Source organism: Curtobacterium citreum, assembly GCF_006715175.1.
Taxonomy (GTDB): domain Bacteria; phylum Actinomycetota; class Actinomycetes; order Actinomycetales; family Microbacteriaceae; genus Curtobacterium; species Curtobacterium citreum.
The window spans coordinates 877,924-896,675 of sequence record NZ_VFMQ01000001.1 but is presented as its reverse complement, the minus strand read 5'-3'; the positions used below and the strand labels follow the sequence as shown (position 1 = coordinate 896,675).

At 66.5% G+C, this 18,752-nt stretch carries 19 protein-coding genes; 9 read left to right on the top strand and 10 right to left on the bottom strand.

Annotation, left to right across the window (positions count from 1 at the left end; genetic code table 11):
- The first annotated feature begins 156 nt into the window (after positions 1-156).
- The 3 genes from FB462_RS04405 to FB462_RS04395 are packed head-to-tail and all read left to right on the top strand — an operon-like array spanning position 157 to position 1,669.
- Positions 157-717, top strand: a complete 561-nt coding sequence (locus FB462_RS04405; protein ID WP_229666788.1) for an RNA polymerase sigma factor — start codon at positions 157-159, stop codon at positions 715-717.
- On the top strand, positions 708-1,313 hold the full coding sequence (locus FB462_RS04400) for an Asp23/Gls24 family envelope stress response protein (RefSeq protein WP_114848837.1): 606 nt from the start codon (positions 708-710) through the stop codon (positions 1,311-1,313). The genes FB462_RS04405 and FB462_RS04400 overlap by 10 nt, the downstream gene beginning before the upstream one ends.
- An 11-nt stretch (positions 1,314-1,324) precedes the next feature.
- The gene (locus FB462_RS04395) at positions 1,325-1,669 is read left to right on the top strand and encodes a hypothetical protein (RefSeq protein WP_114848836.1); all 345 of its coding nucleotides are present in this window, start codon (positions 1,325-1,327) and stop codon (positions 1,667-1,669) included.
- Positions 1,670-1,749: 80 nt separating this feature from the next.
- Here the strand turns inward: FB462_RS04395 and FB462_RS04390 are convergent, their stop codons facing one another.
- The 6 genes from FB462_RS04390 to FB462_RS04365 form a co-directional block, all read right to left on the bottom strand.
- A complete protein-coding gene (locus FB462_RS04390; RefSeq protein WP_114848835.1) occupies positions 1,750-2,202 on the bottom strand; it encodes an RbsD/FucU family protein in 453 nt (150 codons plus the stop codon).
- 3 nt (positions 2,203-2,205) lie between these two features.
- Positions 2,206-3,255 carry an ABC transporter permease gene (locus FB462_RS04385; RefSeq protein ID WP_114848834.1) on the bottom strand — a complete coding sequence of 350 codons (1,050 nt, stop codon included), beginning with the start codon at positions 3,253-3,255 and terminating at the stop codon, positions 2,206-2,208.
- 10 nt (positions 3,256-3,265) lie between these two features.
- Positions 3,266-4,822, bottom strand: coding sequence for a sugar ABC transporter ATP-binding protein (locus tag FB462_RS04380; protein ID WP_202596804.1), 1,557 nt, complete (start codon positions 4,820-4,822; stop codon positions 3,266-3,268).
- Positions 4,819-5,859, bottom strand: a complete 1,041-nt coding sequence (locus FB462_RS04375; RefSeq protein WP_114848833.1) for an ABC transporter substrate-binding protein — start codon at positions 5,857-5,859, stop codon at positions 4,819-4,821. Before FB462_RS04375 ends, FB462_RS04380 begins: the two co-directional genes overlap by 4 nt.
- Before the next feature lie 63 nt (positions 5,860-5,922).
- On the bottom strand, positions 5,923-7,188 hold the full coding sequence (locus FB462_RS04370; protein ID WP_208738890.1) for an MFS transporter: 1,266 nt from the start codon (positions 7,186-7,188) through the stop codon (positions 5,923-5,925).
- 80 nt (positions 7,189-7,268) lie between these two features.
- The gene (locus FB462_RS04365; RefSeq protein ID WP_114848832.1) at positions 7,269-8,228 is read right to left on the bottom strand and encodes a sugar phosphate isomerase/epimerase family protein; all 960 of its coding nucleotides are present in this window, start codon (positions 8,226-8,228) and stop codon (positions 7,269-7,271) included.
- Positions 8,229-8,411: 183 nt separating this feature from the next.
- Here FB462_RS04365 and FB462_RS04360 point away from each other — a divergent pair, with 183 nt between their 5' ends.
- Both FB462_RS04360 and FB462_RS04355 read left to right on the top strand, forming a co-directional pair.
- Positions 8,412-9,329: a ribokinase gene (locus FB462_RS04360; protein WP_167510008.1), complete on the top strand. Its 918-nt coding sequence runs from the start codon at positions 8,412-8,414 to the stop codon at positions 9,327-9,329.
- Positions 9,316-10,071, top strand: coding sequence for a DeoR/GlpR family DNA-binding transcription regulator (locus tag FB462_RS04355; protein ID WP_167510007.1), 756 nt, complete (start codon positions 9,316-9,318; stop codon positions 10,069-10,071). Before FB462_RS04360 ends, FB462_RS04355 begins: the two co-directional genes overlap by 14 nt.
- A gap of 143 nt (positions 10,072-10,214) precedes the next feature.
- On the opposite strand, the gene FB462_RS04350 is transcribed toward FB462_RS04355, so the two are convergent.
- Positions 10,215-11,321, bottom strand: coding sequence for a phosphate ABC transporter substrate-binding protein PstS (locus tag FB462_RS04350; protein ID WP_141860391.1), 1,107 nt, complete (start codon positions 11,319-11,321; stop codon positions 10,215-10,217).
- Positions 11,322-11,774: 453 nt separating this feature from the next.
- On the opposite strand from FB462_RS04350, the gene FB462_RS04345 reads away from it, so the two are divergent.
- Positions 11,775-12,434, top strand: a complete 660-nt coding sequence (locus tag FB462_RS04345; protein WP_167510006.1) for an ATP-binding cassette domain-containing protein — start codon at positions 11,775-11,777, stop codon at positions 12,432-12,434.
- Positions 12,435-13,497: 1,063 nt separating this feature from the next.
- Here the strand turns inward: FB462_RS04345 and FB462_RS17800 are convergent.
- The 3 genes from FB462_RS17800 to FB462_RS04335 form a co-directional block, all read right to left on the bottom strand.
- Positions 13,498-13,620 (bottom strand): hypothetical protein, encoded by a 123-nt coding sequence (locus FB462_RS17800; RefSeq protein WP_257222044.1) that lies wholly within the window; start codon positions 13,618-13,620, stop codon positions 13,498-13,500.
- A gap of 76 nt (positions 13,621-13,696) precedes the next feature.
- On the bottom strand, positions 13,697-14,446 hold the full coding sequence (locus FB462_RS04340; protein ID WP_114848827.1) for an SDR family NAD(P)-dependent oxidoreductase: 750 nt from the start codon (positions 14,444-14,446) through the stop codon (positions 13,697-13,699).
- On the bottom strand, positions 14,446-15,360 hold the full coding sequence (locus FB462_RS04335) for an SDR family NAD(P)-dependent oxidoreductase (protein WP_114848826.1): 915 nt from the start codon (positions 15,358-15,360) through the stop codon (positions 14,446-14,448). The genes FB462_RS04340 and FB462_RS04335 overlap by 1 nt, the downstream gene beginning before the upstream one ends.
- 93 nt (positions 15,361-15,453) lie before the next feature.
- Here FB462_RS04335 and FB462_RS04330 point away from each other — a divergent pair, with 93 nt between their 5' ends.
- The 3 genes from FB462_RS04330 (at position 15,454) to FB462_RS04320 (ending at position 18,704) form a co-directional block, all read left to right on the top strand.
- Positions 15,454-16,041, top strand: a complete 588-nt coding sequence (locus tag FB462_RS04330; RefSeq protein WP_114848825.1) for a TetR/AcrR family transcriptional regulator — start codon at positions 15,454-15,456, stop codon at positions 16,039-16,041.
- Positions 16,042-16,620: 579 nt separating this feature from the next.
- On the top strand, positions 16,621-18,126 hold the full coding sequence (locus FB462_RS04325) for an MFS transporter (RefSeq protein WP_229666790.1): 1,506 nt from the start codon (positions 16,621-16,623) through the stop codon (positions 18,124-18,126).
- Positions 18,123-18,704, top strand: a complete 582-nt coding sequence (locus FB462_RS04320) for a TetR/AcrR family transcriptional regulator (RefSeq protein WP_114848824.1) — start codon at positions 18,123-18,125, stop codon at positions 18,702-18,704. The genes FB462_RS04325 and FB462_RS04320 overlap by 4 nt, the downstream gene beginning before the upstream one ends.
- Positions 18,705-18,752 lie beyond the last annotated feature (48 nt).

Sequence of the window (18,752 nt, the reverse complement as noted above, 5' to 3'; positions counted from 1 at the left end):
TGGGGTGTGCCGGGTTCGGGTGCGGGTTCGTGGTGCATGTCGACAGGAGGACGTCCCGAGCGCGCGTTCTGTCACGAAATGACCGATCCGCGGCGTGTCCGGACGGGGCACGGCAGCGTCCGGCGTCCCCGCGGGCGCGGGGTGTTGGCTCGGGGTGTGCCCGAGGACGACCCCCTGCTCCACGCATCGGACGCGACCCTCGTGTCGCGCGCCGGTGACGGGGACGTCCTGGCGTTCGAGGTCCTCGCCCGGCGCCACGGTCCGGTGATGCGCGTGTACGCGGAGCAGGTCCTCGCGTCGAACGTCGAGTCGGACGACGTCGTGCAGGAGTCCTTCCTGACCGGGTGGCGGAAGCTCGGGGAGCTCGAGCAGCCCGCGCGGTTCCGGCCGTGGATGATGCAGATCGTCACGCGCAAGGCCCTCGACCGGCTGCGGCGCCGACGGCACCACGAGGAGCTCGACGACGACGTCGCCGAGCCGACCCACGCCGCCCGGGACCCGGAGCGCATCGTCGAGACGCGCTTGCAGCTCGACGCCGTCTGGGCCGCGCTCGACCGGCTGCCCGTCGACCAGCGTCGGTGCTGGTTGCTCCGGGAGACCGCCGGCTACAGCTACCAGCAGATCGCCGACGAACTCGAACTGCCCGTGACCACCGTCCGCGGGCTGCTCGCCCGAGCGCGACGGTTCCTCTCCGCGGAGATGGAGGGATGGCGATGAACCAGGACGACCTGCCCGTGCCCGACGACGACCTGCCCCTGCCGGACGACGACCTCGACGGCCACTCCATGGAGGAGCTCGCCGAGTACCTCGACCGCGGACGGAACCCGATCGACCCGTCGATCGAGGGTTCCGCCGCGTGCCGCCTCGCGCTCTCGAACATGCAGCGGCTCCGCGAGCTCTCGCTCGACGCCCTGCAGCACCGCGCCGACGGCGAGTCCGACCGCGAGACCGGCTGGGTCGACCGGCTGCTCGAGGCGATCCGCGCCGAGGTCCGCTCCGGCCGGGACGTCCCGGTCTCCCACCCCGACCCGCGGCTGCGCCTGTCGATGACCGAGGCCGCCGTGCAGGGCATCGTGCGGCGGGCCGGCGACACCATGGGCGGGGTCGTCATGGGACGCTGCACCCTGACCGGCGACCTCGACGTCCCCGGCGCCCCGATCACCGTCTCCGTCACCGCCGGACTCGTCTACGGACACCCCGCCGAGGAGACCGCCGAGCGACTCCGGCTCGCCGTCACGCGCGCACTCGAGCGGCACACCGAGCTCACCGTCGCGTCGATCGACGTCCGATTCGACGACGTCTTCCTGCCGTGAGGAGCAGCACCGTGGACGACGAAGCACTCTCCCGCGACCTGACCGCCGCCGTCCGGGCCGTCCCCGGGGTCGTCGGCGTGCACGCACCCCGGTCCGCGGTGCACGCCGCCGCCGAGGCCGTCGCGGTCGCGCTGTCGCTGCGGGAGCCCGACGTGCTCGTCGACGTCGACCGGCTCGACACCACGCTCCGGCTCACCACGCACATCGCGGTGGACGACCGGCGGCCGGCGCCCGACACCCTGCGCGAGGTCGGGGAGCGGTTACGCGAGGTCGTCGACGGGGTGCCGGGGCCGTCGGCGGACCTGATCACGGTGACGATCCGGGTGGTGGAGGACGGCGGTACGGTCGTCGGGTGACGGCTCCCCGCGGTCGTGTGCGTGCCGCCGTGACGGCGGTCGGCAGACGACGGCTGCCTCGTCCACGAGGATCTGCCGGGTCACTCGCCGACTTCGATGGTTCCCTTGCGGAGGAGGAAACAACCGTAGGGGCCAGGGTCGGATGTCCGGATCACTGCGTACGCTCCGCGCGCTGCTTCGTAGAAGTCGAACCGTGCAAGCGCTTCCACGGTGACGGGCCCGCCTGCGGCCCGGTCAGCGACACGTTGCATCACCTGGTGCGCATCGACGAGCCGATCCGGTGCACCGACGACCTGCATCCGCCGGATCGGCGCATCGACGAAGGTGTCCAGTGGGAGCAGGGAGAGGATCGCGGTCGTCGCCCGCTCGATACCGCATCCCGTCATGTGTACGACGCTGCCGTGGACGGTGTGTGCGGCGATGGACGCTGCTGGGTGGTTGACGTCGCAGATCAGCACCTCGTCGCCGTGCCCCATCGCCATCAAGACGCTCAGCACCTCGGCGTTCAGGACCGGATCGATGCCTCGCAACATCGGTCACTCCTTCGCAGCGGCACGGTTGTTGAGCTGGTCGAACGCCACCGCGACGAGGATGAGTGCGCCGATCGCGATCTGCAGGGAGAACGAGTTCACGGCGAGGAGGTTGCCACCGTTGTTGAGCACGCCGATCAGCAGCGCCCCGCACGCAGCACCGATCGCGCTCCCACGTGCCCCGGACAAGCTGGCTCCGCCGATGACGCACGCGGCGATCGCCTGCAGCTCGAAACCCGTGCCCGCCGTCGGCACACCGGCACCGAGACGCGAGGTCAGCAGGATGCCCCCGACGGCGGACAGCAGGCCCGCGATGACGTAGACGCAGACCGTCACGAGTCTGACGGGAACGCCGGCGAGACGTGCAGCTTCCGCGTTCGACCCGACGGCGTAGACGTAGCGCCCGAACACCGTCCGCCTGAGCACGAACGCGGCGGCCGCGGCGATCAGGACGAAGAGGATGAGCAGGTTCGGGACACCGAAGACCGTGCCGTTGGCGAGCTGTTGGAAGCTGTCGGGCAGGCCCTGGACGGTGTTGGCGTCGGTGATCACGAGGACGATACCGCGGGCGATACCGAGCATGCCGAGGGTTGCGATGAACGGGGGCAGCTTGAAGCGTGTGACGACGAACCCGGTGAAGAGCCCGAGGACGGCGCCGATGAGGAGTCCGAGCGCGATCGCGGGGACGACCGGGACGCCGTCGACGATCAGCTGTGCGGTGACCGCCCCGGACAGGCCGAGGATCGATCCCGTCGACAGATCGATCCCGCCGGTGAGGATCACGAGGAGCTGCCCGATTGCGATGATGCCGTAGATCGAGACCTGTCGAGCGAGGTTGGCCAGGTTGTTGGCGGTGAGGAAGTCGTCGCTGAGGAGGGTCAGCGCGCCGAAGACGACGAGCAGGACGACGAGGACTCCGCTCTCGCGGCCGGCGATGCTCCCGAGCGTGGCGACCCTCGGCTTCGGGCTGATCCTCGCGGTGAGGGGGGCGCCACTGTCCCGGACCGTGCGTATGGTGGTGGTCTCGATGGCTTCGCGCCAGAGGAGTTTCGGCATGAGGTCTTCCCTAGGGGTTCTGTCCGACGGCGGTGTCGGATCGATCGTTGCGGAGGGACGGCGTTGCGCCGCTGGCGAGCTGGAGGACGTCTTCCTCGGATGCCCCGCGGGGCAGTTCACCGGCGATGGCGTCCTCGCGGAGCACGACGACGCGGTCGGCGAGACCGAGGAGCTCGGGGAGGTAGGAGGAGACCACCACGACCGCGAGCCCCTGGCGGGCGAGGCCGTTGATCACGTCGTACAGCTCACCCTTCGCGCCGATGTCGATGCCCTTCGTGGGTTCGTCGAACATGATCACCTTGGGTTTGGTGAGCAACCACCGGGCGAGGAGGACTTTCTGCTGGTTGCCGCCGGAGAGGGACGAAACGGGCTGGTCGTACGAGCCGGCCCGGATCCGGAGGCTGTCGAGCAGCGCATCAGCCTCGCTGATCTGAGACTTCCGCGGCAGGAGCCCCTTCCGCGAACCGGTTCGCAGGCTCGCGATCGTCACGTTCTCCCTGATGGAGAGTTCGGGGAGGAGCCCGAGGACCTTCCGGTCCTCGGTGAGCAGCGCGACACCGGCGTTCATCATGCTCCGGGGGCCGTCCGGCCTGACGACCCGCCCGTCGATCCGGATCTCGCCTGCTGCGATCGAGTCCGACCCGAAGATGCTCAGGAGCAGCTCGCTGCGCCCTGACCCGAGCAGGCCGCCGATACCGAGGATCTCACCGCCGCGCGCGACGAGGTCGATCGGCGGGCTGTCCGGTGTGCGTCGGAGGCCGGTGACCGTGAGGCGCTCGGAGTGTTCCTCGCGGACCTCGTCCGGGTAGAGCGCGGTGACGTCCCTGCCCACCATCGCGGTGATGAGGGTGTCCTCGGTGTAGTCGGAGAGAGGCCCGCTCTGGGAGAGTTCACCGTCGCGAAGGACGGTGACCCAGTCGCCGATGGCGAACATCTCCTCGAGCCGGTGCGTGATGTACAGGATCGCGACGCCAGCTGCCTTGAAGCGTCGAATCTGCTCGAGGAGGCGATCCGACTCCGCTTCGGTCAACGCGGTCGTGGGCTCGTCGAAGACGATGACCTTGACCTGGTCGGCGGTCGCGACCTTGGCGACCTCGACCAGCTGTTTCGTCGCCGCTGGCAGGTGCTCCACCGTCGCCGACGGATCGACCTCGGTGAGCCCGAGGTCGTCGAGCGCGACCCGGCATCGGTCGTGGAGCTCGCCGGTGCGGATGAGGCCTGACCTGGAGGGGAGTCTGCCCATGAACACGTTCTCGGCAACCGAGAGGTGCGGCAGCAGGCTGAGCTCCTGGTACACCGCTTGCACTCCTGCAGCTCGCAACGCTGACGGTGTCGCGGTGGTCACGGGGTCGGAGTCGATCCGGAATTCTCCCGAGTCACGATGCAACGCTCCCGTGAGGATCTTGATCAGGGTGGACTTCCCGGCACCGTTCTCGCCTGCCAGGCAGTGCACCTGGCCGGCGACCAGCTTCAGGGACACCCCGCTGAGGGCTTGGACCGTTCCGAACGCCTTGGAGACGTCGACGAGGTGCAGGACCGCGGCTCCGTCGGGCTCGACGATCGTCACTTGTCGACCTTGGCGGTCTGCGGCTTCAGCAGGGTCTTGATCGCGGCGTCGTCCATGTTGTCGCGGTCGACGACGGCGACTCCGGGATCGAGGACCGCCGGCGGGATGCGCCCCTGGGAGGCCATGGCTGCCTCGACGACGCCCTGGTAGCCGAGGAACCAGGGGTTCTGCACCACGAGGGCGTCGATCGTCCCGGCCTTGAGCGCGGCGTTCTCGGCGGGGTCGGAGTCGAAGGCGACCACCGGGATGGTGTCCGCTGCCTTGTTGTCCTTGATCGCAGTGGCCGCTCCGACTCCGGAGCTGTTGTTGTCCGCGAAGACACCCACCAGGTCCGAGTGGGCCGAGATGGCGTCGTTCACCTGCGACGCGGCTGTGCTGATGTCGTTGTTGTTGTAGTTCTGCAGGCTCGCGTCGATCTTCGGGCAGTCCTTCGACAGACCGGACCGGAATCCTGCGTCGCGCTGCTGGTTGGCCTCGATGCCAGCGATCGGCGCTTCGACGAGGACCTTGCCGGTGGTCGTCCCCTGGGCGGTCAGGAGCTTGCACATCTTCTCGCCAGCGGAGGTGCCAGCGAGTTCGTTGTTGGTTCCGATGTGGCCGTCGACGTCTGCGGTGACGCGGGTGTCGGCGGTGATCACCTTGATCCCGGACTTCCGGGCCGCGTTGACGGATGCGTTCAGCGCCTCGCTCGAGCTCGGTGCGACGACGATCGCGTCCGCTCCGCGAGCCACGGAGTTCTCGACGAGCTGCACCTGGCCGGCGATGTCCGTCTCCGACGTCGGACCGAAGGTGCTGACGTCGACGCCGTAGTCCTTGGCTGCTGCTTCCGCACCGGCGAGGAGGGTCTGCCAGTACTCGGAGTCGGTTGCTCGGATGATCACGTCGACCTTCACACCGGCGGCCGCACCTGCGGATCCGGAACTGCGCGCGTCGGCGTTCGAGACGGTGGCTCGTCCGCCGACGACACCGCCGACCACTGCGACGAGTGCGATCGCCACGACGAGGGAGAGGGAGAACACGGTTCTGGTTCGCGCCATTGCGTTGACCTTCTGGGATGCGCCGCACACTCGGGTGCCGCGGGGTGGGTGAGGAGAGGAGGTTCAGTTGTGGACCGGGACGGGTTCGTCACGGCTCGCGGGAGCAGCGTCGGTGGACGCTTTCTCGGCGGGGGTCTTCAGGAAGGGGGTGAGGATCGCGCTGAGGAGGTAGAAGCCGGCGTAGATGCCGAGGACGCCGCCTGCGCCCAACCACCCGAAGAAGAGTCCGGCAAGGGCCGGTGCGACGAACGCGGAGAGTCCGGCTCCGAGGTTGAGTACGGACATCGCTGCGCCCTTGTTGTCCGGTGCGAGCAGTGGGAAGAGCGCGGACAGCGGCACGAAGCCGGCCATCGTCACGCCGCACAGGCAGAGCACGATCGTCATCAGCGCCACGTCGTGGCCGATGAGGTGGGGCGCGAGGAACACCGCGACGAGCACGACGGAGTAGGCCACGCCGCCGACCCAACCGATCGTGCGTCGCCAGCCGATCTTGTCGCCGACGTAGCCGAAGAACAGGTTGGCGAAGATGGCGACGGTGAACACGAGGGACCACATCTGCAGCCACTGTGTGGTCGTGTAGCCGAAGGAGGCGAGGTAGATCGGCATGAAGACCGGCAGGCCGTACTGCGCCAGCCCGTTGATCGTCTTCACGAGGAGACCGATCGAGATCGTCGGTCGTCCGATCAGCGTGACGGCCTTCGACAGCTCGCGCGCACTGAACGGGTGGATCTCCTCGGGCGGGACGGTCGCTCGGTTGGCGATGGTGGCGACGAGTGCTCCGACGATGACGAAGGCCAGGCCGGTCCAGAGCACCGCGATGTGCCCGAATGCAGGCAAGGCGAGTGACGAGTAGAACGGCCCGATCACGCTGAGGCCGAGCGAGAACATGAACCAGAACCAGCCGGCGGCGAGGCCACGGCGCTCCAGCGGGGCGCTGTAGTTGATCCAGGTGAGGAACGAGTACGCGAACAGCGGGTAGCCCAGGCCCCGGATCGCGTAGAAGACGAGCATCACCGGCCAGTCGAGGCTGGTGACGCCGAATCCGATGAACCCGACGCTGCCGACCAGGAACGCGGTGAGGGCGAGGAGCATGACCTTGCGTGGCCCCATGGTCTGCACGAGGACGCCGGAGAACCAGGCCGCGATCGCGACCGTTACTCCGTAGACCGTGATCAGGGCGGCGGTGTCGGAGACGGTGACGCCGCGGGAGACGAGCCACGGCGAGATCCACCCTTGTTCGACGCCGTCACCCACCATGAAGAGGACGAGTCCGATGTAGCCCCAGACGAGGTTTCGGGGCAGTCCTATGCGGTCGAGGACGCGGTTCACTTCGGAGCCTTTCTGTTCACACCATCGGGAGGAGAGGCGAGGCCGGCCGGCGCAGGAATGTGCGCCGGCCGGGTTCACGGTCAGACGGCGAGTTCGCCCTGGTACTTCGACGACCCGATGCCGAGGAGTTCGTTGCGCAGTCGCTGCGCTGCGATGCCGTCCTGCGAACGGATGACCTCGGTGATGCGGTCGACACCGACAGCCTTGACCTTCTCGAAGAAGAGCTCGACGGTGGCGCGGTTGGTCTCGGCCTCGTCCTGCGCGTCCTCGCGGATCGGGAAGGTGTCGAAGTAGATGACTCCGTCCCACTCGTGGCGGAGGAGGAAGTAGATCATCTCCATGGTCTCGAACGGGTGGATGGATCCGATCATGAGGCCGTCGTCATGGGCGTTGTTGCCGTCGTTGAGGTGGATCCCGAAGAGCTTGCCCTGCTCGAGGAGCAGCGACGCCCCGAACGCAGGCTGGTCTCCGGCCATCAGCATGTGTGCGAAGTCGAGGGTCGCTCCGAGGTTCGGGCGGTCGATGCGGGTGATGACGTCGAGCGTCTGTCCGAAGCTGTTGATCATCGAGTGCACGCGCTCCTCGTACGGCTTGTACTCGATGCTGATCCGGAAGTCCGGGCGGTGGTCGGCCAGTTCCTGGAAGGCGGACACGATGCGCTGCAGGTCGGCCGCGTAGTCCTTCTGGAACGTGAAGTCGTAGCCGTCGAAGCCGAGCCAGACCGTGAGCAGATCGCTGCCGCAGGTCGCGGCGGCATCGATCGCGTCCTTCGCCAGGTCGATCGCCGCCCGACGGACCGTCTCGTCCGGGTTGCTGAACTCGCCGGCGACGAACTGCTTGCGGAAGCGCGTGGCGTTGCCGTTGAGCGTCAGGCCGAGTTCGTCCAGGAGCGCCTTCATGGCCGCAGGCCCGACGCTCTCGAAGTGCTCGGGGTAGTTGAGGTCGACGTAGTCGACGCCCTCGGTCGCAGCGATGCGGCGGAGAGCAGCGGGGACGTCGCCGCCGCTGACGAAGGAGTTGAGGCGCGTTGCGAACTTCATGTCGGCGAAGCTAGCCCGGCCTGACAAGTTTGGTCAAGTTTTTTCTTTTTGCGTCGCCATCTTTGACAACGAGCGTCAGAGCTTCCTAGGCTCAGCCCGTGTCGGCAATGCGGTGAGAGATCCGCTTGCCGCACGGCTGCTCCGCGCTGGAGCATGAGCGAGCACAACGAGGTGGAGGTCCCCATGGCAGGCACGGACGTCTTGGTCGTCGGGAGCGTCAACTACGACTACATCGTCACGCAGGACCGTCTCCCCCGCCGCGGCGAGACCTTCGCTGCAGCCGAGGCGAAGGGTGCGTTCGGCGGGAAGGGCGCGAACCAAGCGGTTCAGGCTGCGCGACTCGGAGCGACGGTCCGGTTCATCGGCGCCTGCGGTGCCGATGGTCTGGGCCGGCTGTGCCTCGACAACCTGCGGAGCCATGGCATCGACTGCCACATGCGACCGACCGACGAGTCCAGCGGGTTGGGCATCGTCCACGTCGTGGGTGAGGGCGATGTGTACGCCACCATCGTCGAAGGTGCCAACGGGGCGATCGACCCGGGCTGGATCGATGAGAACCAGCAGCTGTTCCAGGAAGCCGGCGTCGTCGTGATCCAGAACGAGATCCCTGCCGAGGCGAACGAACGGACCGTCGAACTGGCGGCAGCCGCCGCGGTACCGGTCGTGTTCAACGCCGCTCCTGCTCGCCCCGTCGCGGAGCGTGTGACGCGCCGGTGCACATGGTTCGTGGTGAACGAGGAGGAGGCGAGCGCGTACATCGGCCGCGACCTCGGCGACGTCCACGACGACGCGGCCATGCAGCGCGCGGTGGTCGACCTGCAACGCTTCTGCCAGGGGGTGGTCCTGACGCTCGGGAGCCGCGGGTGCTACGTCGCCGACAGCACCACTGTCCAGTTCGTCGAGGCCGTCCCCGCTCACGCCGTAGACTCGACCGGCGCCGGTGACTCGTTCATCGGGGCGTTCGCCAATGCCCTCGTCAACGGGTCCGACCCCTTCGCTGCTGCAGTCGATGCGACGCGTGTGGCGTCGATCACCGTCGAGGGCGTCGGCGCGCAGTCCAGCATGCCGACCCGCGAGGTGCTCACCAGTGAAGTCCTTTGAGCGACACCAGCTGATCCTCGAGCAGGCCGCCGCCGGCGACCCGGTGACGATCGAGGCGTTGATCGACGTGACGGGCGCGTCACCGTCGACGGTGCGCCGGGACATCAAGGCCCTCGAGGACACGGGCAGGATCGTGAGCCTGCGCGGCGGTGCCATCCGGCTCGAAGACGCTGCGAGCGAGGTGCCGATCGCGACGAAGTCCCTCATCAACCGGGCCCAGAAGACCGCGATCGCCGAAGCGGCCGCCGCGCTCGTCGCCGACGGTGACACGGTCTACGTGGACTCAGGAACGACTGCGACCGAACTCATGCGAGCGCTCCGTGGTTCGCGTGTGCACGTGATCACCTCGAACACGCACGCGCTGAACCTGCCGCTGCCTCCGAGTGTCACCGTCACCGCACTCGGCGGGGACGTGCTGCCCGTGATCGGCTCCGTGGCAGGTCCGATCACTGATCGCGAACTCGCCGACCTGTACTTCGACAAGGCGTTCATCGGCGTGACCGGCATCGATGCCGCCGCCGGGGTGACCACGTTCGACATCCGCGAGGCGAACAAGAAGCGGATCGTGCAGGCACACAGCAAGCACACCTACGTGCTCGCCGACAGCAGCAAGTTCAACCAGGTGTCCCTCTGCCATGCCTTCACGCTCGCCGATTGCACCGTGATCACAGACTCGGACGACGAGGTCCTCCAGCACGCCGGCGCGGCAGTGATCGCGTTGACGAGCAGCACGCCTTCCTGATCTCACCGAAACGGCATCACACTGATCGCGAATCCGCTGGCAGCCCGCTCACCGACCGGAGTGCGCTCGACGGCAGCGTCGGGAGGACAAGGAAGGAGCACGGCCCGTTGGCGGCCGTGCTCCTTCCTGCATGTCGGTTGCTGCTACTTGATGGAGGCGACGGCCTTCGCGGCCTTCTCCGACAGGTCGGAGGTGAGGGCGGCCGACTTGGCCTCCTTCGCGGCGGCCTCCTGCGCGTCCTGCGTGACGACGTAATCGAGGTAGCCCTTCACGAGCGCACCCTTGTCGGCGTCCTTGTACTCCTGGCAGGCGATCGCGTAGGAGACCAGGACCAGCGGCCACGCACCCTCGGCGGTGTCCTTGCGGTCGATGTCGATCGCCACGTCGTTGGCTTCGCGACCGGTCTCGAGCTCCGAGTCAGAAACGACCTTGGCAGCGCCCTCGGCCGAGATCCCGGTGGCCGTGGAGCCGACCATGAGCTTGGCCTTGTCGAGGTCACCGGCGCCGGAGTCGTCGATGTAGGTGATGGCGTTCGAGGCGGTGGACATGGTCGAGGCGATACCCGAGGTGCCCTTCGCACTGTCGCCGACGGAGTACGGGAAGGTCTGACTGGGCTCCTCGGTCCAGACATCCGGCGCGTTCGCGTTGAGGTACTGACTGAAGTTGTACGTGGTGCCCGAGTCGTCGTTGCGGTGCACGACGGTGATGTTCGTGTCCGGCAGGTCGACGCCCTTGTTCAGGTCGGCGATCTCGGAGGCGTTCCACTTGGTGATCTTGCCCGAGAAGATGCCCGCGATGGTCTTCGCGTCGAGCGTGGGCTCCTTGACGCCGTCGACCTTGTAGGCGATGGCGATCGGGGAGATGTAGACCGGGATGTCGATGGCCTTGTCCGCGCACAGGTCGAACGAGCCTGAGAGCTCCTCGTCCTTCAGCGCGGCGTCGGAGCCGGCGAAGTCCGCGGCACCCGAGATGAAGTTCTTGCGGCCGGCGCCGGAGCCGTCCGGCGAGTAGTTGACCGTCACGCCGGAGGCGACGTTCTGGAAGTTCGCAGCCCACACACCCTGAGCGGTCTGCTGGGTGCTCGCACCAGAGCCGGTCAGCGTGCCCGAGAGCTTCGAGTAGTCGGTGCCGGAGCTCGAGGTCGGCGCGGCGGTGTCGCCGCTGCCGCTCTCGTTCGAGGCGCAGGAGGACAGCGCGACGGCGCCGGCGATCGCGATCGCTGCGATCGAACCGATTCGCTTGGTGTTCACAGGGGTCCCTTCGGGGGCGTACGTCGGAAAGTCGCCCGGCAGACGCCAGCACCGGCGAACCCTGCCGCGCGACGAAACAAAATTAAGTGGGCCTCATGGTGATGCTGCTCGAGAGCGGTTACTCGACCTGCTGGTTGCGGAGGCCGATCAGGAGGGTATTGCGGCGCTGCTCGTCACCCACGATGAAGCCGTCGCGAAGCGGATGCAACGCTTGGTACACCTACGAGACGGCCGCGTCGGAGAGGAAGATCACGGCAGCGGTCGCCGAGCCGTCATCTCGGCCGACGGCTCCATCCCAATTCCCGAGCACGTGCGCGCCCGCTGGCCCGCCGGCTCGCTGGTGTCCGTCCAAGCAGACAGACCAGACGCTCTCAGGGTGAGTCGAGATGACGCCGAGGACAACGATACGGAGGCGGTATGACTGGCGAAGTAGAGAGATGTGATCAAGGATCTTTGATCCTCGAAGAAGTCCTCCTCGAAATGAATGACCGGGCAGTCCTCACCGTCAATCGAGTGATTCCGCAGGGAAGCGTAGTTGCCGTGACCGGCCATGACGGGGCCGTCATCACAGACTTCCTGAACCACATCGTTCACCATTTGCGCAAGCACGGCGAGAAAACACCCGTATCAGGATCGATCGTGGAAGGTTCCATCCGCCTTCATGGGCCGCTCGCGGAGCGGGCGTCACACGTGTCCGAGATGTCACGCGAGCACGACCTGATCAGCGGCCTGAGTGCAGCCGAGAACGTCGCACTCGAACTCATCGCTGCCAAACAAGCCAGCTCAGCTGAACTCATCCGAGCGGCGCTCGATGCCGTCGGTCTTCCAACGGCGGTGCACCACAACCTCGTGGAACAACCCTCCGGCGGCCAGCAGCAGCGCGTCGCCCTGGCCCGCGCGATGGTCGTCGATGCCCCCGTCAAGGTACTTGACGATCCCGCAAGTGAACTCGACCCCATCTCCCGAGACGTCGTCTACGATGCTCTTGCCCAGCTTGCCAGTCAAGGCAGCATCGTCATCGTGGGGACCCCCGGATCCGATCCAGGGCCGAAAGCCGACATCATCATCCGGCTCAACAAGGGCGGCCGACACGTTGCCCAACTTCGACGCTGACCGCTGAATCGGGGTCCCATGGTTGATCATCAGCTGAGGGGTTCTGGTCCATCTGGAACTCGCGCTCAGTTTCAAATTCTGCGCGAAAGCGGACTGCGGCTCTCGCTGGCCGAGTAGCGGGCACTTCTGGTCGCGAGCTGACTGGATCTGCAGGCATGGTGGATCTCGTGACTAGCGCCCGCGCATCACGACTGGATCTAGCCGTCCGTCATTCATGGTTTCGGCAGTCTGACGATGCATAATGCGGCTGCTGGAACACAGGTCAGCTCAAGCCCGAGCGCGTTCATGAGAAGATGCAGGAACCGCGTCCTGTCCGAGTGGTCACCATGATGACGATCAACCCCGATACTTCTACTTTTGGGCTCCCTTCTGGCGGCGTTGCGCGGAGATTCGACGGCACTGCTGACGCCCGGGTGCGGGCTCTACTGCGAATTCGGCGTTCGGGAGCGTTCCGCGACCGATCGGGCCTCGCTTCGTGGTCCCATGTAGCGACGACGGCTGAGTCGCACGCGCACTGACGACCGAGTTGGCGTGGCCTCCGGAGCGTCACGAACGCTTGCATCCGGCCTTTCGCGTCTTGCCTGCTCGTCCCTGTCGCAGATGCTCGTTACGCTCGTGAAGGCGCGACGCGACGACCGCCAATCCCGCGCCGGAAGGAACGCCAAGCCCAGAAGTCCGCTCCTCCCGCGTCCGGGCAGACGCGCAGCCCGCGTTGCCAGCGCCGTCGCGGTCGTCTCGACCCTTGCCCTTGCTCTGACCAGGTGCTCGGAATCCTCGATCGAACAGGGCGGCGCTGGCACTACGGCCCGGAGCGGGCTCGTCCCCGAATCAACCAGCGTGGACATCCGCACGCAGCCCGGTGCTGCGCTCGATCAGGTGCTCATCGACAACCTGCATCAGGGGCTCGTCGGCCGGGCGATGGACGGCATCGGTGCGATCCGTGGCGTGCTCCTCTCGAAGCACGAGCTCTCGTCCGACGGGCTCACCTTCACGGTCATCCTTGGGACGGCAGGAAGTTCCAGGACAGCAAGCCGGTTATCGCGGCTGACGTCGTCTGGTCTCTTCAGCAGGTCAAGGACAACGCGTCGTTCGTCGACTCGGCCCAGCCCGCAAACATCACATCAATCGCGTCGCCGTCGTCAGACCAGATCGTCCTGACGCTCGATTTCGAAGCTGTGGCGGTCATGATGCCTCCTCCCGGCTACGCCCCGCGGGGCAGGGCGTAGCCGCCAGAGCGGATGTGACTTTGGTCGCGTCGCGGGTCAGCTCTTCTGCATGAAGCCGCCGTCGACGCTGTGAGTGATGCCGGTGACGAAGCTGGCGTCGTCGGAAAGTAGCCACGCGACTACTGCCGCGACTTCTCGCGGCGTCCCCATCCTGCCCACTGGCATCTGCGCCGCGTACAGCGCTCGGATCTCATCGTCGAGCGCTGCTACTGCGGGGGTGTCGATCAGGCCAGGGGCGACAGCGTTGACCCGGATGCTGTCGCGGGCGTACTCGAGTGCTGCTTGCCCCGTGAGAGAAATGACACCGGCTTTCGCTGCAGCATAGGCGGGCTGACCGATCGTGGCACGAAGTCCGGCATCGGAGGCCATGTTGACGATCGACCCGCCCCCGTGCTCGAGGAAGAAGCTGATCTCGGCTTTCATCGACAGCCAGATGCCTTTGAGGTCGATGCTGTGGACGCGATCCCACCACGTCTCGTCGAGATCGTGGATGCGAGCGTGCGGATGGCCGATCCCAGCGACGTTCGCGGCTTGGTGGAGTGCGCCGAAGGTGTCCACGGCGTGTTCGACGAGGGCGATCGTGTCCTCGGCGCGTGAGACATCTGTGCGGATGAATGACGCCGCGCCTCCGGCTGTGATGATCTCATCGACCACGCGGGTGCCAGCTGCCTCGAACACATCACCGATGACGACCTTGGCGCCGCGTTCGGCGAGCAGCTTCGCGGTTGCTTCTCCGATGCCGGAGGCGCCGCCGGTGACGACGACGACCTTGTCCTGGAGCGTCATCAGCGGACCAACGCAAACTCTTCGTTCATGGACCCAGGAATGGAATATCCGTCCAGGTCGCGTATCTGGTCGATGTGTGCGGCGACGTCGTCGGGGGTGGCGACCGGCTCATCGGCAGCAACATGCCAGCCTGGCGTGACCCCCATGAAGACACGCGCATAACGGCCGCGTGCGATCGAGTAGAGCTCGTGCGAGCGGGTGTTTGCGTCGCTGGCGAGGTATGCGACCAAGGCGCTGATCATCTCGGGTTCTGCGTGCGCTGGCGTTGTCGGCATACCGACGAATTGGTCCTCGTTCATGTCCGCTCCCATCCGACTGAGCGCCGCGGGCAGGATCGTGTTCGCGAGGATGCCGTGCGGCGCTCCTTCCAGCGCGACCACGTTAGCGAGGCCAAACACCCCACCCTTGGCCGCTGCATAGTTGGCCTGCTGGATCGACCCGAACAAACCTGCAGCAGAGGATGTGAACACGATGCGGCCGTAGCCGTTCTCCCGCATGTTCGTGAAGGCGGGCTGCGTGACGTAGAACGCGCCGTTGACGTGCACCGCCAGCAGGGCGTCGATCGCTGTCGGGGTCAAGTCGGTGAAGGCGGCGTTGCGGATGTTGCCGGCGTTGTTGATCAGAATGTCGATCTTGCCGAAGGCGTCGAGAGCGGTCTGAACGATGGATCGGCCTCCCTCAGGGGTGGCAACCGAGTCGTAGTTCGAAACCGCCTCACCGCCGGCGGCCCGGATCTCCTCGACGACCTGGTCGGCCATGGCGGTTCCGCCGTTCTCCCCGCTGATGTCACCGCCGAGGTCGTTGATGACCACCTTCGCTCCGCGGCTCGCGAGCTCGAGGGCATGAGCCCGACCTAAGCCCCCGCCGGCCCCTGTCACAACCGCCACGCGGCCAGTGAACGACACTGCAGACATGTTCTCTCCTTCGAGACTCGGCCTCTCCGAGCGTGTGGCACATCATGCCACTTAGCGGATGTGTGCCACCACGGATTGCGGGATACTTGAAGCATGGACACGCAGTCGATCGGCGATGAGACGCAGCAGCTCGCGCCGCTTCGGGTGCGTCGCAGGACGGCGACGCAGGCAGACATTGCGGAGGCAGCGGCGTCGCTGTTCGAGCGGCACGGGTTCGAGAACGTCACTGTCGAGCAGATCGCCACGGCAGCGGGGATCTCAATGCGTACGTTCTACCGGCACTGCTCGGGCAAAGATGAAGCACTCTCGGTCGGTCTGCGTGCGGGCCCAGATGAGCTGACGGCAGCCATCCGGAAGCGTCGCGACCTACCGCTGCTCGATGCAGTGGTAGCCGGGTTCATGGAGGTATCAGCCGGCCCTGTCCGCCGCAGCGAGCTGCGACTGATACTCGGGACACCGGCGCTTCGCATGTCATGGCTGGCCGCTGGCCGCGCCGCCCAGGAAGATCTCGTTGCCGTCATTCATCAGTATTTCCCCACCATCACCGCACTCGAAGCCCAAGCCCGGTCAGCTGCGATCGTCGCCATCCTCACCGTGGTCCTCGAGAGCTGGACCACCGCGGAAGACGACGACCTTCAACTCCGATCCCAGCAAGCTCTCCGTGTCCTCACCGACTGGTAGGCCGAGTCAAAGAGTCACGGAGTGGCCGTTGCTCCGCCAACCGTTGCCACATCGACGCTGATAACGTGATCAGATGGAACAGAACCTCAGCATTCATGGCTCGGCTGGGCACGATGCTGCGAAGGTGCGGGTCGGAGATGCAGGAGTGGCTCGCTGCGCGGGATGCGGGAAGCAAATGAGGTTTGACACACGTGCTAACGGCTGGTTGACACTTCTCACCACCGATGAGGCCGCGTCGTAAGACTTGATGCCCAAATAGCTTCAGTCGGTTCCACTACAAGCGTCATGATGTCCCCTGACGGGGGACCTTCAGCGCATCTCGGTCAGGCCACGAGGCAACGATCGCTCGCTGATGAGTTGTGTGCATGGCAATGGTCACGCCATGCGCTCATGCCGCAGAGGAGCCGCGGTGGCTTCCGTTCAACCGACTCAGAACAGGGTACTGAGCTCCGAACGATCGACGACGAGGAATCACGCTGTCGTTGGCACGGCCACGCGCTTGCGGGCTTCGGGGCCCCGAGCCCGCTCTCATCAATCGTTGTCAGTTTTACCGACCATCCGGTCTGTACCGTGCTGGTGGTGAGCTCGTTCGATGTCCTGACGACCGAGAAGGCGACGCCACGGGAGTGGGCATCGCTTGGCATCCTCACCCTCGCGGTCATGCTGCTGTCCATCGACGGCACGGTTCTAGCGTTGGCGGTGCCCTCGATCAGCGAGGATCTCCAGCCGACCAGCACGCAGATCCTCTGGATCGGCGACATCTACTCGTTCGCCCTGGCCGGCCTGCTGATCACGATGGGGAACATGGCAGACAGGGTCGGGCGGAAACGGCTGCTCCTGATCGGTGCGGCCTGCTTCGGAGCGGCATCTGTGCTGGCAGCCTTCGCGCCGACCGCGGAGGTGCTCATCGCAGCGCGAGCCCTGCTCGGTGTCGCCGGGTCGACGCTGATGCCGTCGACGCTCTCCCTGGTCCGCGCGACGTTCCGCGACGCGCGGCAGCGAACCACAGCGATTGCGGTGTGGGCGGCCGGCGCATCAGGCGGCGCGGCGGCCGGACCCCTCATCGGCGGGGCGCTGCTAGAGCACTTCTGGTGGGGCTCGGTGTTCCTGATCAACGTGCCCGTCATCGTCCTGATCCTGACCGGGGGCGTGTTCCTGCTGCAAGAGTCCCGCGGGGAAAGCCGCAACCCCATCGATCTGCTCTCCGCTGTGCTGTCCATCGCAGCAATCGTCCCGGTGGTCTACGCGGTGAAGCACCTCGCCGGAGAAGGCCTCGACGGGACCGTTCCTGCGTTCACGGCGCTCGGTGTCGTAGCGGCCGTGCTCTTCGTTCGACGTCAGCGACGTCTGCAGACACCGCTGATCGACCTCGAACTGTTCCGGGTCCCGGCGTTCAGCGGTGCGATCCTGGCGAACGCGCTCGGAGTGTTCGCGTTCATCGGGTTGCTGTTCTTCTTCTCGCAGTACCTGCAGCTGGTTCGGGGCCTCTCTCCCCTCGAGGCCGGTATCCACCAGCTCCCCGCAACAGTGGCATCGGTCGCGGTCGTCGCCGTTGTCGGTTTGCTCTCTCGCCGTCTCGGGAAGGGACGCGCCATCGGCGGCGCGCTCCTCCTCGCCGGGGCGGGGATGGCGTCCCTCGCCTCTACCGAGGGTCTCTCCGCGTACTTCGGGATCGCGTTGTCGCTGGTTGCTCTCGGCCTCGGGGAAGGCATCGCCATGACCCTCGCCACCGATGCCGTCGTCGCGGCGGTCCCACGCGAACGTGCCGGAGCAGCGTCCGCGATCTCAGAGACCGCGTACGAACTCGGCACAGCGCTCGGCATCGCGATCCTGGGCTCCCTGCAGACCGCGTTCTACCGCTCCCGACTCAATCTTGACGACGTCCCCAAAGACGAGGCAGCCGCGGTGCGAGAGTCGCTTGCCAGTGCCACTGAAGCACTACCGTCAGGTTCAACGGCTCTCCTGCACGCGCAGGAAGCGTTCACGGCCGGCATGCAGGTCACAACCGTCCTCGCTGCCGTGCTCCTAGCCGCTGGCGGCATCCTTGCTCTCCGCGTCATCCCATCCGAGCGGGAGAAGTCATGACCGATGCGCCTCGACGACCTCGGCATCCGCGCGACAGAGCGCTGACCCGCAGGCAGATCCTCGATGCCGCAGAACAACTGCTCGCCGCGCACGGCACGGCGGTGAGCATCGCCGCCGTCGCCGTCAAAGCGGGCGTCTCAAAAAGTGGACTGCTGCATCACTTTCCCTCCCGAGACGCACTGCTCGTCGCCGTCGCAGACCGCGGTCTGCGGACGCTCGTGACAGAAGTAGATCAGCAAATCGATCCCGCAGACGCGTCACCGGGACGGGGAACTCGTGCGTACGTCAGCGCCCTGTGTGGCGGCAGCGCCGCAGCAGCAGCCGTGTTCTCGCCGACGTCACTCCTGAACGCCCTGCTGGACGCACCTGGGACGAAGGCCCTCCTGCAAGCTGACGCCGAGTACTGGCGCCGGTTCTTCGCAGACGACGGGCTCCCCGCCGCACGGTACCTCGTGATCCGCCATGCCGCTGAAGGTCTCGCCGCATCCTCCGCGGTGACCCCCTACCTCACCGCAGACGAGCTCAACGTCGCCCGGGACGCCCTCCTCGACCTCACACGAAGTGACCCATCGACTTGATGGAGATCGCCGCCAAGCGGTTGCGGCGGCACAGCTAACCGCCGAAAG

Coding starts and splice junctions, on each gene's coding strand:
- FB462_RS17800 (WP_257222044.1), bottom strand. CDS start 13,620: ATGACCGCCACAGCTTCGAAATCGAGCGTCAGGACGATCTGGTCTGAC.
- FB462_RS04330 (WP_114848825.1), top strand. CDS start 15,454: ATGGACACGCAGTCGATCGGCGATGAGACGCAGCAGCTCGCGCCGCTT.
- FB462_RS04335 (WP_114848826.1), bottom strand. CDS start 15,360: ATGTCTGCAGTGTCGTTCACTGGCCGCGTGGCGGTTGTGACAGGGGCC.
- FB462_RS04400 (WP_114848837.1), top strand. CDS start 708: ATGGCGATGAACCAGGACGACCTGCCCGTGCCCGACGACGACCTGCCC.
- FB462_RS04340 (WP_114848827.1), bottom strand. CDS start 14,446: ATGACGCTCCAGGACAAGGTCGTCGTCGTCACCGGCGGCGCCTCCGGC.
- FB462_RS04360 (WP_167510008.1), top strand. CDS start 8,412: ATGGCAGGCACGGACGTCTTGGTCGTCGGGAGCGTCAACTACGACTAC.
- FB462_RS04375 (WP_114848833.1), bottom strand. CDS start 5,859: ATGGCGCGAACCAGAACCGTGTTCTCCCTCTCCCTCGTCGTGGCGATC.
- FB462_RS04320 (WP_114848824.1), top strand. CDS start 18,123: ATGACCGATGCGCCTCGACGACCTCGGCATCCGCGCGACAGAGCGCTG.
- FB462_RS04365 (WP_114848832.1), bottom strand. CDS start 8,228: ATGAAGTTCGCAACGCGCCTCAACTCCTTCGTCAGCGGCGGCGACGTC.
- FB462_RS04390 (WP_114848835.1), bottom strand. CDS start 2,202: ATGTTGCGAGGCATCGATCCGGTCCTGAACGCCGAGGTGCTGAGCGTC.
- FB462_RS04385 (WP_114848834.1), bottom strand. CDS start 3,255: ATGCCGAAACTCCTCTGGCGCGAAGCCATCGAGACCACCACCATACGC.